Source organism: Flavobacterium arcticum (assembly GCF_003344925.1).
In the GTDB taxonomy this organism is placed as follows: Bacteria; Bacteroidota; Bacteroidia; order Flavobacteriales; family Flavobacteriaceae; genus Flavobacterium; species Flavobacterium arcticum.
The window spans coordinates 1,145,571-1,158,613 of sequence record NZ_CP031188.1 but is presented as its reverse complement, the minus strand read 5'-3'; the positions used below and the strand labels follow the sequence as shown (position 1 = coordinate 1,158,613).

The window sequence follows — 13,043 nt, the reverse complement described above, 5'->3', positions numbered from 1 at the left end:
TTCCTGTCATTAAATTTTCAGCTTTAAAAATATAAATGGTAACTTGCATTCCCATATTTTTATACTGAATGATTGACGATATACTTGCGGCATTGCCTTTAGGATTTCTTCTTAGTTTCATGCCAGGAGCAGTGTTTTTTGTGCTTCTTGAAACCAGTGTTGTAAAAGGATTTAGAGCTGCTATAACATTTGATTTAGGCGTTATACTTGCCGATATAGTTTTTATTTGCCTTGCTTATTTTAGTAGTTATAGGCTTATACAAAGCATTAAAGATGAACCTGCTTTATTTATATTTGGCGGACTCATATTGGTTATTTATGGACTTGTGTCATTTATAAAACAAAAACGCATTGCTAAAGATGAACTCTCTGAAAGCAAAACCAATGAAATTCTAAAAAAAGATTATTTTACATTAGCTTTAAAAGGTTTTATACTTAATATAATTAATGTGGGAGTACTGGGTTTTTGGTTAGCTATAATTATAACCGTAGGACCACAACTGGATATGAATCAGAGTAGGATACTTACATTTTTTATATCGGTATTAGCAGGTTATTTATGTACTGATATTTTTAAAATAGTATTAGCAAAACAACTTCGCAATAAGTTAACATCAGGTAACATACTTAAAATCAAAAAAGTAATAAGTATTATACTCATAATTTTCGGTATAGTATTGTTAGCACAAGCATGGTCACCTTCAGAGCGCAAATTTGTAATGGAACAATTAGAATCAGATAACAACTAGAAGAATAAAATATATAAGGCATAAAAAAAGCTGTTACTAAAGTAACAGCTTTTTTTGTAGAGGCATCGAGCGGATTCGAACCGCTGTACAAGGTTTTGCAGACCTCTGCCTAGCCACTCGGCCACGATGCCATTTAGGTTGGCAAATTTACATATATTTTAGACTAACACAAGACATTTATTGTAAATTTTACCATTTAGTATTAATTTCTATATTCTTCTAGCTGTACCGTTACAGCAGCTACATCGCCACCTATAGGGGGGTTTATTTTAGAAACCGCTACTAATATTCTTGATACCGAGGGTATTTCGCTAAAAATACGTTTTATAATACGCTCAGCTACATATTCTAATAACTTAGCACGTATAGCCATTTCTTCAACAACTATTTTGTTTAGCTGTACATAATCTACAGTATCGGCAAGCTCATCTGTATCGCGGGCTTTTCGCAAGTCGGTCTTTATTTCAAGATTTACCAAGTAATCCGATCCTATTTTACCTTCTTCTATCAAACACCCATGGTAAGAAAAAGTGCGTATATTTTCTAATCGTATAATTCCCATAATATAAATATATTTCCTTTTGTAAAAATAAACATTTCTTGGCTTTATTTTGCAGTTTAAAACTTTTAAACGCATCCTTTTTATCTGCTTTTTTTGAATAACTTTGCACCACTTGAAATACACCACATTATATGTCAAACGAAGAAAGATCGCTCAATTTTATTGAACTTATAATAGAAGAAGACCTTAAAAAAGGACTTCAGCAGGACGAACTCCGTTTCCGTTTCCCGCCAGAACCTAATGGTTACCTGCACGTTGGGCATGCCAGCTCTATATGCCTTAACTTTGGTTTAGGACTAAAATATAACGCACCCGTAAACTTGCGTTTTGATGATACAAACCCTGCAAAAGAAGAGCAGGAGTATGTAGATGCCATTAAACGCGATATAGAATGGCTAGGGTATGAGTGGGCAGAAGAACGCTATGCCTCTGATTATTTCCAACAACTATACGACTGGGCAGTCAATTTTATACAGCGTGGTCTTGCTTATATAGATAGCCAAAGTAGTGAAGATATGGCTAAGCAAAAAGGTACACCTACACAACCAGGTACTAATAGTCCATACAGAAATAGATCGGTAGAAGAGAACCTTGAGCTTTTCGAGAAAATGAAAAATGGTGAGTTTCCTGAAGGAAGCCATGTACTTAGGGCTAAAATAGATATGGCATCATCTAATATGTTGATGCGCGACCCTATTATGTATAGAATATTAAACAAACACCACCACCGCACAGGCGATTCATGGCACATATACCCTATGTATGACTGGGCACATGGTGAGAGTGATTATATAGAAAGCGTATCGCACTCATTTTGTACACTCGAATTTTCGATGCATAGAGAGCTTTATGACTGGTTCTTAGACCAAGTATATGATGACAACCAAACACGCCCTAAACAGCGCGAATTTGCCCGTAGAAACCTAAGCCATACCGTTGTGAGTAAACGTAAGCTATTGCAACTGGTTCAAGAAGGTCATGTAACAGGCTGGGACGACCCTCGTATGTCTACCATATCAGGGTTGCGACGCAGAGGATATACTCCTATGTCTATCCGTAATTTTGCCGATACCATAGGTATTGCTAAGCGTACTAACCTTGTAGATGTATCGTTATTAGAATTTTGTGTTCGCGAAGATTTAAACAAGACAGCACCGCGTGTTATGGCAGTTTTAGATCCTGTAAAACTGGTTATAGATAATTATCCAGAAGGAGAAGAAGAGTGGCTTGATGCCGAAAATAGCCCTGAAGATGAAAGCGCAGGATCTAGAAAAGTACCATTCTCTAAAGAGCTTTATATAGAGCGTGAAGACTTTATGGAAGAGGCTTCTCGCAAATATTTCCGTCTTACACTAGGTAAAGAGGTACGCCTTAAAAATGCCTACATTATAAAAGGAGAAAGCGTTGTAAAAGATAGTGAAGGTAACATTACAGAGATACATTGTACTTATGATGCCGATAGCCGTAGTGGTAGCGGTAGCGAAGCGAGTATGCGAAAAGTAAAAGGTACACTACACTGGGTATCTATACAACACGCTATACCAGCAGAGATAAGAATATATGACAGGCTATTTACTAACGAAAACCCTGATGGCGATAAAGAGGTTGACTTTAAGAGTTACATAAACCCAAATTCGCTAGAGGTTATTACAGGTTATCTAGAGCCAAGTCTTAAAGATGTTAAAGATGGCGAACAATTTCAATTTCAAAGACTGGGTTATTTCTGCGTAGATAGAGATACTACTCCAGAGAAAATTGTTTTTAACAAAACAGTAGGACTTAGAGATACTTGGACAAAAGTAGAAAGTAAGTAAATTACTATAATAAATTTTATTTATAAACAGCCTGCTAATGCAGGCTGTTTGTTTATTATTACTATTCCTAATAGTGTAGTGATGTTGTATAATTATTTTTTATAAAAAACGGCTTTATTTAAAGCGTTCTAATCTATTATTTATTTAGATTAATGTATTTGTGTGTTTGCGGCAATAATAGTTTATATAAGCTCATTATTTAAGTTTTCACATAGTTTATATTTCAATTAACTACCTGTTAACATCCTACAAATGTTAAAGTGAGTATCTTTATATAAAATAAATTAGATAACTTAAAAAAACTAAAAATTATGTCAGGTAAAACAGATACATTAGTAGCAATGGTTGCAGGTGCAGCTATAGGTGCAGTAGTGGGAATATTATTTGCTCCTGATGAGGGAAGCAAAACAAGAAAGAGAATTAAAGAGGGTTATGATTCTAAAAAAGATGAATTGCACGATAAACTTCACGAACTTAGCGAGCAAGTAAAAGGCAAGTTTGGTTCATCTAAAGAAGATTTAGAAGTTGGTATCGATAGACTTGTAGCAAATGTAGAAGAGAAAACAGATGATGTTATTGCTACACTCGAAAAAAAATTACAAGAGCTTAAAGCAGCTACAAAATAATAATATATAAAGGCTATTATGGCATTTGAAGAAGTAAAAGAAAATATTGAAGATCTAAAAGCACAAGGCGAAGAGGTATTTAACGCTAATGTAAAATATTACAAGCTTTTGGCTTTTAAGATGTTTATGAAAACCAATGTAATGGTGGCTAAAGCTTTGTTGCTTGGTACACTATTGTTATTAGTATTATTTTTCTTTTCGTTTGCAGGTGCTTTTGCTTTAGGAGAAGCATTAGGTAATTATGGTTATGGTTTCTTAATTGTAGGAGTTTTTTATTTACTGTTGGCTTTTATTGTATATAAAATGAGAAATAAAATTGTTGACGGACCACTTATTGCCAATTTTTCTAAAATATTTTTAAAAGACGACTAATTATGGAATCTGGCAAAGTATATACAACATTTAATGATATAGATAGAGATCTTGAAGTAATGAAGGTTGAAAAAGATCTTTCTTACTACAGGTTTAAAAGAGAACTAGCTACAACTAAAGAAAGTTTTGAGCCTGAAAACCTTATTGGTAAAACACCTGCTAAAATATTTAGCTTTTTATCTATGTTATCAGGACCTTTAAAAAATGCAGCACTCACGCTCATTTTTAAAAAGATATTTAAATAAAAAAAGTGCCAATGTAATTGGCACTTTTTTTATTTATTATAGAATCTATCTATTCATCAGTTTCTTCACTCTCGTCCTCATCATCATATCCCGAAGTTGGTTTAGGAGGTAAGGGTTGTGCATCTTTTCGCTCTTGCTCTATTCTTTTCTCATTACCGCGCTTCATTGCTTCGCCCACTTGGTTAGATGCTGTAAAAGATGCTACCATATTGTTAAGCATATCGCTACCTGCTTGTGGAGAGTTAGGCAATAGTATCAGGTTAGAGTTAGTATCTGCACCTATAGCTTGTAAAGTATCATAGTGTTGTGTAACCACAATAAGCGCAGAGGCTTCTTGAGAATTGATACCCACACGGTTAAGTACATCTACACTTTCTACCAGTCCGCGAGCTATTTCTCTACGTTGGTCAGCAATACCTTGTCCTTGTAGTCTTTTGCTTTCTGCTTCTGCTTTAGCTTTAGCTACAATACGTATTCTAGATGCTTCAGCTTCATACTCTGCGGCTGATTTCTCTCTATCAGCAGCATTAATACGGTTCATGGCATTTTTTACCTGAATATCTGGGTCAATATCTGTTATTAGTGTGTTTATAATATCATAGCCATATAAAGTCATAGCTTCGTTAAGCTCTCTTTTTACAGCAACGGCAATATCATCTTTACGCTCAAAAACATCATCCAGTTTCAGTTTAGGCACTTCGGCACGCACCACGTCAAACACGTATGATGTTATTTGGTCGTGAGGATACTCTAGTTTATAAAATGCTTCGTATGCTTTGTCTTGTATAACTTTAAACTGTACCGAAACTTTCATTTTTACAAATACATTCTCTTTTGTTTTTGTTTCGATAATAACATCAAGCTGCTGTATTTTTAGGTTTATACGACCTGATATTTTATCAATAACAGGTATTTTTAAGTGTAAACCTGCTTGACGAATGCTAAGAAACTTCCCGAAACGCTCTACAATAGCTGCTGTTTGCTGTTTTACGGTAAAAAAGGATAGAAATAAGACAATTAAGGCTAAGAAAAGAAATAGAAAAAGACCTGCATTTTCCATAATATAGTTTGTTTTTAAATTGGTTGGTTAAAAAATAAATGATCACTACTAGATAAGTATATAAAGGTATGCAAATGTTACATAGTAATCGTACTATTACTGTAAAGCATAAAAAAACCTCCCATTATAGGAGGTTAATTTTATAAAATGCTATTTATTTTTTATGATAATGTAGTAACTGCTTTGTTAATTCGGTTTATGGTATCTTCTTTTCCAATAATTTCCATAATATCAAATACGTGAGAACCTTTCATCTCTCCCACAAGGCTTAAACGTAATGATGGCATAACTTTGCCCATACCTAGCTCTTTTTCTTCCATCCAAGCTTTTGCAACGGTTTCTATGTTAGCCGATGAAAAATCTTCGGTGTTTTGTAGTACAGTTACTAGCTGAGTCAATATATCATTAGTAGTAGGCTTCCATTGTTTAGCGGCAGCCTTTTCGTCATAGCTAGTAGGAGGTATAAAAAAGTAACTACTCAAGTCCCATAACTCATTAGGAAAGTTAGCACGTTCTTTAACAATACCTACAATTTTTGTTACCTTTTCTATTGGCTCATTTATACCTTTACTTGTAAGTATTGGCATAAATTGTTCAGCTAATACAGCATCGTCAACTTGCTGTATATAATGATGGTTCATCGATTTTATCTTGGCAGGGTCAAACTTGGCACCTGCTTTTTGTACTTTATTAATATCAAACGTTTGTATTAACTCTTCTAGCGTAAAATACTCACGGTCATCACCATTGTTCCAGCCTAATAAAGCTAAGTAGTTAACAACGGTTTCAGGTAAATAGCCTTCTTCTCTATACCCCATAGACGATGTACCATCTTCATTATCCCATTGTAACGGGAATACAGGGAAACCAAATTTATCGCCATCGCGTTTGCTTAGTTTACCGTTACCCACAGGTTTTAATATTAATGGCAGGTGTGCAAACTCTGGAGCTTCCCATCCAAAGGCTTTATATAAAAGCACATGGAGTGGGAGCGAAGGCAACCACTCTTCACCACGAATAACGTGCGATGTTTCCATAAGGTAATCATCTACAATGTTAGCAAGGTGATAGGTAGGCATACCATCACTTTTAAACAATACTTTATCATCAAGTAACGACGATTCAAATTTTACTTCGCCTCTTACCATATCGTTCAAAACTATAGTTTCGCCCACAGGCATTTTAAAGCGTATAATATAGTCATCGCCATTAGCAATACGTTGCTTTACGTCTTCTTCATTAAGATGTAGCGAGTTAACCAGCTTTTCGCGGTTAGTATGGTTGTATATAAAAGTTTCGCCTTTGCTTTCGGCTTCTTTTCGTGCAGCGTCTAGTGACTCGGCAGTATCAAAAGCATAATAAGCCCATCCGGTATCAACAAGCTGTTGTGCATAGTCTTTATACATTGCTTTACGCTCACTTTGGCGGTACGGTCCAAATTTTCCTTCTTTACCCACGCCTTCGTCAAATGGTATTCCGCACCAGTTCAGCGCTTCAATAATATAGTCTTCAGCTCCTGGCACATAGCGATTTTGGTCGGTATCTTCTATTCTTAGGTAGAATACACCATTATGTTTTTTGGCAAATAGATAGTTAAATAGGGCAGTGCGCACACCACCTATATGTAGCGGTCCCGTAGGGCTTGGTGCAAAACGCACACGTACTGGTCTTGACATTGTTACTAAGTTTTGACGCAAATATACAATTATGAATTGTACTGCTCCATGTATTTTTGGCAGCTATTTTGCAGTTGTATTACAGTAGGCTTATAATAAGTTGTTTTAATAAAAAGCTATCATCCATATAAACCGATATTTAACGTTTATCTATTCAATATAAATTGTAATTTTATCAGTTATTAACAATTGTCAATAATTTGGAAGCAAAAAACATCATATATCAAAAGCTAGAAGACTTTATAAAAAAGTATTATACTAATGAGCTTATTCGTGGTAGTATATTTTTTGTAGCGCTTGGGCTGTTGTATTTTATAGTTACACTACTAGTCGAATATTTCCTGTGGTTGCCACAAGGCGGACGAACGGCATTGTTTTGGGTATTTATTGCGGTAGAGGTATTTTTACTTTTTCGTTTCATACTTTTTCCGTTGTTTAAATTGTTTAAACTTCAAAAAGGAATTAATTACAATCAAGCATCAGCTATAATAGGCAATCACTTTGCTGAGGTATCAGATAAGCTAACCAATTTTTTACAACTAAGTGGGCAATCGCACCAATCAGAATTATTAGCTGCATCTATAGAACAAAAGGCTAACGGTTTACAACCCGTACCATTTACTAATGCCGTTAATTTTAAAAAGAATTTAAAATACGTTCCTTATGCGGCGGTACCATTATTGCTGATACTATTTTTTATGCTAAGCGGTAACAGTGGTGTTATTACGCAAAGTTTCGATAGGGTAGTGCATTATGACAAGCACTATGCACCACCTGCACCATTCGAGTTTGTAGTACTGAATAAAAACTTGACTGCACAACAAGAGACTGATTTTCTACTTAAGGTAAAAACACAAGGCAATATAATTCCCGAAAATGCTATGATAACCATAGGCGAAGAGAATTATTATTTAGAGAATATGGGTAATGGTGTGTTTCAGTATAAATTTGAAAAGCCATCTAAAAATATTGATTTTCAGTTAAAGGCAAACAATGTAGTATCGCAACCCTATGAGTTGAATGTTATTGCTGTGCCTACTATTACCAATTTTGAAATGGTGCTAAACTACCCAGCCTATTTGCGCAAGACTACCGAAGTTGTGCGTGGAACAGGTAACGCCGTTGTACCCGAAGGTACTAAAGTAACTTGGAAAGTAGAGTCATTAGCTACCACAGGTATCGAGTGGGTATCGGGCGAAAGCACTTCAGACTTTAATTTGGGCGAAAAAAACTTTAGTTTATCTAAAAATATCTTTAATAATACAGACTATCAGATACTTACATCGAATGATAAGATAAAAAATCACGAAAAGCTACAGTATCAAATAACTACAATAAAAGATCAGCACCCAAGCATAACGGTAACTACTGCTCCCGATAGTTTACAGTTAAAACAAGAGGTACTGGTAGGGCAGGTATCTGATGATTATGGGTTGACTAAATTACAAATAGTTTATTACCCGCAAGATAATCCTGATACTGCTAAGAAATACAATCTGTTAGTTCAAAAAGATACCTACGACAGGTTTATATATACCTTTCCCGAAGGACTTGCTATTACAGCAGGAGTTAACTATGAATACTACTTTGAGGTATTTGATAACGATGCGGTACATAATTACAAGAGTACGAAGTCTTCAGTATTTTCTCACAGAGAGCTAACCGATGATGAAAAGCAGGAACAAGTACTACAGGAACAAAACAGCAACATCAATAGCTTAGAAAAGTCGATTAAAAATCAAGACAAACAAATAAGCGAGCTAGACAAGCTCCGCAAAATGAATAAAGAGAAGACCGAGCTAGACTTTAATGACCAGAAGAAAATAGAAGACTTTATCAAGAAGCAAAAGCAGCAAGAAGATATGATGAAGGAGTTTTCTAAAAAACTAGAAGATAATTTAGAACAGTTTAACCCAGAAAAGAAAGACGAGTTTAAAGAGGAGTTAATGAAACGCCTTGAAAAGAATGAGGAAGAGGCAGAGAAAAATAAGAAACTGCTAGATGAGCTTAAAAAACTTACCGATAAAATTAACAAAGAAGAACTTGCCGAAAAGATAGACAAGTTTAAACAAAAAGCCAAAAACCAGACGAAGAACTTAGAGCAGTTAGTAGAACTAACAAAGCGTTTTTATGTAGAGAAAAAAGCCGAACAGCTTGCTGATAAATTACAAAAACTAGGCGAAAAACAAGAACAGCTTGCAGAAGACAAAGAGAACTCGGCAAAGAAGCAAGATGATATCAATAATGAATTTGACAAGCTACAAGAAGAAATGCGCGCTCTTGAAAAAGAAAACGAGGAGCTAAAAAGACCCATGGATATTCCTACTGATAAAGCCGAAGAGGAAAACATTGAAGAAGACATGGAGAAAGCCGAAGAAGAACTCCAAAAGCAAAACAAAGATGCAGCCAAGCCAAAGCAAAAATCGGCTGGAAAGAAGATGAAAAAGATGGGCGGGCAAATGATGCAAATGATGATGAGTAGTGAAATGGAAACAATGGAAGAAGATGTAAAAATGCTTCGCCAAATATTAGACAACCTTTTGGCATATTCTTTCTCGCAAGAAGATGTGATGGGTCAGTTTAAAAATTCAAACTCTCGTTCGGCTTCATTTAGTAAGTATCTAAAAAGACAGCAAGATTTAAAACAGCAATTTGGACATGTAGACGATAGTATTTTTGCTTTGTCACTTCGTAATCCAAAAATCACCGAAATGGTAACTACCGAGGTGGGTAATGTACATTACTATGTAGGTAAAGCATTAACAGATCTTGCCGATAATCAAGTGCCGCGTGGTGTCTCAAATCAGCAATATGCCGTATCATCGGCAAATAAACTTGCCGATATGCTTAGCGATATGCTAAACAGTATGCAGATGCAAATGCAAGGTATGGGCATGGGGAAACCTAAGCCTGGAGAAGGAGAGGGGATGCAACTTCCAGATATTATTAAAAAGCAAGAAGGGCTATCTGAGGAGATGAAGAAAGGAATGAAAAAAGGGGAGAAAGAAGGTGAAGGAAAACCTGGCGAAAAAGGTAAGCCAAATGGTGAAGGCGAACAAGGAAAACCAGGAGAAGGTAAAGGACAAGGTGAGGGTGATGCAGGAAGGCTTTTAGAAATATATAAAGAGCAGCAACAACTTCGAGAGGCTTTACAAAAAGAATTAGAAAAGAAAGGTATGGGCGGTAATGGTCAAAATGCCATGCGCCAAATGAAAGAGATAGAAAAGCAATTGCTTAACAAAGGTTTTAATAACGAAACCATGCAGCGTATGCAAAATTTAAAGCACGAACTTTTAAAGCTAGATAAAGCAATACAGCAACAAGGCGAAGAGAATAAAAGGCAGTCGCAAACCAATAAAAAAGAGTTTAATAATCAGGCTACCCAACTTCCTGACGCACTGAAAGAATATTTAAATAGTGTAGAGATATTAAACCGCCAAGCCTTACCTTTGCGCCCGAATTTTAACCAAAAGGTGCAAACCTACTTTAGGAAAGATGATTAGTTTTAATTACGAAACCAACTTTGAGTTGGAGAATGAATCACAGTATGAAGATTGGATTACCCGCGTAATCGAATCGGAAGATAAAACAGCAGGCGAGGTAAACTATATATTTTGTGATGATGAGTACTTGTTGCAAAAAAATATTGAGTTCCTTAACCACGATACACTTACTGATATTATTAGTTTCGACTATACTATGGGTAACTTAATTAGTGGCGATGTGTTTATATCTGTAGAGCGTGTACGCGAAAATGCTACAGAATACAACGTTGTTTTTGAAGAAGAATTAAAGCGCGTTATGGCACACGGTGTGTTGCACTACTGTGGCTATAAAGACAAATCAGAAGATGATGCAGCGTTAATGCGAAGTAAAGAAGAAGAAAAAATTAAACTGTTCCACGTGGAACCTTAATGTTTTTTTATTCTTTGCCCAATACGTGTTCCACGTGGAACACGTGTTAATAATTTATTGAATACAGATAACACGTTCCACGTGGAACAACTAAATAAAGAAGGAGAATATAATGTTTCAGGATGTATATGATGTTATAGTAGTAGGAGGAGGGCACGCTGGTTCAGAGGCTGCTGCCGCTGCTGCCAATATGGGTTCTAAAACCTTGTTGGTCACTATGAGTTTACAAAACATTGCCCAGATGTCGTGCAACCCTGCTATGGGTGGTATTGCAAAGGGACAAATAGTGCGCGAAATAGATGCCTTAGGCGGATACTCGGGTATAGTCTCAGATAAGACCGCTATACAGTTTAGAATGCTAAACAAATCGAAAGGACCTGCTATGTGGAGTCCGCGTGTGCAGAGTGACAGAATGCGCTTTGCCGAAGAGTGGCGATTGATGTTAGAGCAGACTCCAAATCTTGATTTTTATCAAGAGATGGTTTCGGGCGTAGTTATAGAAAACGGTAAAATAGTCGGTATAAAAACCTCTTTAGGGTTAACCATAAAAGCCAAATCTGTTGTATTAACCAATGGTACTTTTCTTAACGGAATGATACATATTGGTGACAAAAATTTTGGTGGTGGTAGAGCAGGAGAAGGAGCTTCATTTGGTATTACCGAGGATTTAGTAAAAGTAGGTTTCGAATCGGGCAGAATGAAAACAGGTACACCACCACGTGTTGATGGGCGCTCGTTAGACTACTCTAAAATGATAGAACAGCCAGGTGATGAAAACCCAGACAAATTCTCTTATTTAGATATCACAAAGCCATTAACGCATCAGCGTTCGTGCCACATGACTTATACTTCAGAAGCCGTGCATGATGTTTTGCGCGAAGGTTTTGATCGTTCGCCAATGTTTAATGGTCGAATTAAAAGCCTTGGGCCACGATATTGTCCATCTATCGAAGATAAAATAAACCGCTTTGCCGATAAAGACAGACATCAGCTTTTTGTAGAACCAGAGGGTTGGAATACTGTAGAGGTATATGTAAATGGCTTCTCTACATCTTTACCCGAAGATGTACAATTTAAAGCCATGCGTTCTGTAGCAGGATTTGAGAATGTAAAATTCTTCCGTCCAGGATATGCTATTGAGTATGATTATTTCCCACCAACACAATTAAAGCACACGCTAGAAACGAAGCTGGTAGAAGGATTATACTTTGCAGGACAAATAAACGGTACTACAGGTTATGAAGAGGCTGCATCGCAAGGCTTAATGGCGGGTATAAATGCCCACCTAAAAGTAAACGAAAAAGCGCCTTTTATATTAAAACGTAATGAAGCTTACATAGGGGTGTTAATAGACGACCTTATTACTAAGGGTACAGAAGAGCCTTACCGTATGTTTACTTCACGCGCAGAGTATAGAACATTATTACGACAAGATAATGCTGATTTTAGGCTTACGCAGTTATCATACGAAATAGGTTTGGCAAAAGAAAATAGATTGATTAGAATGGAAAAGAAGCGTGACGAAAGTGATGCTTTTGTAACATTCTTTAAAGAAACTAGCGTTACTAAAGATGAAGCTAACCCGATTCTCGAAGAGAAAGGTTCTTCATTAATGACACAGTCAGATAAAATGTTTAAAGTCTTTTCGCGTCCGCAAATTGACTTGGAGGACATCTTGAAGTTTGATAAAGTAAAGCAATATGTAGCCGAAAAAGGTTTAGATAGAGAAGTAATAGAGCAAGCAGAAGTACAGGTTAAGTATTCGGGCTATATTGATAAAGAGAAAAACAATGCCGATAAACTAAACCGTTTAGAGGATGTGAAAATTCCTGAGAACTTTGATTTCGATAAAATAAAATCAATTTCTATGGAAGCTCGCGAAAAATTGAAGAAGATTCGCCCCGTAACCATATCGCAGGCATCACGCATTAGCGGTGTATCGCCAAGCGATGTTTCGGTGCTTTTAATACACATGGGACGATGATGTTTCACGTGGAACACAAGATAAAAACCCTTTTTAGAAG

At 36.2% G+C, this 13,043-nt stretch carries 11 protein-coding genes and 1 tRNA gene; 8 read left to right on the top strand and 4 right to left on the bottom strand.

From position 1 onward, the window contains the following. The first annotated feature begins 68 nt into the window (after window positions 1–68). On the top strand, window positions 69–749 hold the full coding sequence (locus DVK85_RS05245; RefSeq protein ID WP_114677428.1) for a LysE family translocator: 681 nt from the start codon (window positions 69–71) through the stop codon (window positions 747–749). Between the two features lie 60 nt (window positions 750–809). Here DVK85_RS05245 and DVK85_RS05240 read toward each other — a convergent pair. Then, window positions 810–880: transfer RNA gene (locus DVK85_RS05240), tRNA-Cys, on the bottom strand. A 71-nt stretch (window positions 881–951) separates the two neighbouring features. Beyond that, window positions 952–1,311 carry a dihydroneopterin aldolase gene (folB, locus tag DVK85_RS05235; RefSeq protein WP_114677427.1) on the bottom strand — a complete coding sequence of 120 codons (360 nt, stop codon included), beginning with the start codon at window positions 1,309–1,311 and terminating at the stop codon, window positions 952–954. A gap of 131 nt (window positions 1,312–1,442) precedes the next feature. On the opposite strand from folB, the gene DVK85_RS05230 reads away from it, so the two are divergent. From DVK85_RS05230 to DVK85_RS05215, 4 genes are all read left to right on the top strand, one after another. Beyond that, entirely contained in the window at window positions 1,443–3,125 is a 1,683-nt protein-coding gene (locus DVK85_RS05230) for a glutamine--tRNA ligase/YqeY domain fusion protein (protein ID WP_114677426.1), read from the top strand. A gap of 311 nt (window positions 3,126–3,436) precedes the next feature. Further along, complete coding sequence (locus DVK85_RS05225) at window positions 3,437–3,751, top strand: YtxH domain-containing protein (protein WP_114677425.1); 315 nt, start codon at window positions 3,437–3,439, stop codon at window positions 3,749–3,751. 18 nt (window positions 3,752–3,769) lie between these two features. After that, entirely contained in the window at window positions 3,770–4,123 is a 354-nt protein-coding gene (locus DVK85_RS05220; protein WP_114677424.1) for a competence protein, read from the top strand. A 2-nt stretch (window positions 4,124–4,125) separates the two neighbouring features. Beyond that, window positions 4,126–4,368, top strand: coding sequence for a DUF6327 family protein (locus DVK85_RS05215; protein ID WP_114677423.1), 243 nt, complete (start codon window positions 4,126–4,128; stop codon window positions 4,366–4,368). Window positions 4,369–4,417: 49 nt separating this feature from the next. Here the strand turns inward: DVK85_RS05215 and DVK85_RS05210 are convergent, their stop codons facing one another. Then, the gene (locus tag DVK85_RS05210; protein WP_205431321.1) at window positions 4,418–5,428 is read right to left on the bottom strand and encodes an SPFH domain-containing protein; all 1,011 of its coding nucleotides are present in this window, start codon (window positions 5,426–5,428) and stop codon (window positions 4,418–4,420) included. Between the two features lie 161 nt (window positions 5,429–5,589). Next, window positions 5,590–7,104 carry a glutamate--tRNA ligase gene (gltX, locus tag DVK85_RS05205; RefSeq protein ID WP_114677422.1) on the bottom strand — a complete coding sequence of 505 codons (1,515 nt, stop codon included), beginning with the start codon at window positions 7,102–7,104 and terminating at the stop codon, window positions 5,590–5,592. A gap of 200 nt (window positions 7,105–7,304) precedes the next feature. Between gltX and DVK85_RS05200 the strand changes: the two genes are divergently transcribed. From DVK85_RS05200 to mnmG, 3 genes are all read left to right on the top strand, one after another. After that, complete coding sequence (locus DVK85_RS05200; protein WP_114677421.1) at window positions 7,305–10,607, top strand: DUF4175 family protein; 3,303 nt, start codon at window positions 7,305–7,307, stop codon at window positions 10,605–10,607. After that, complete coding sequence (gene ybeY, locus DVK85_RS05195) at window positions 10,600–11,019, top strand: rRNA maturation RNase YbeY (protein WP_114677420.1); 420 nt, start codon at window positions 10,600–10,602, stop codon at window positions 11,017–11,019. Before DVK85_RS05200 ends, ybeY begins: the two co-directional genes overlap by 8 nt. Window positions 11,020–11,131: 112 nt before the next feature. Next, window positions 11,132–13,003, top strand: coding sequence for a tRNA uridine-5-carboxymethylaminomethyl(34) synthesis enzyme MnmG (gene mnmG, locus DVK85_RS05190; protein WP_114677419.1), 1,872 nt, complete (start codon window positions 11,132–11,134; stop codon window positions 13,001–13,003). Window positions 13,004–13,043 lie beyond the last annotated feature (40 nt).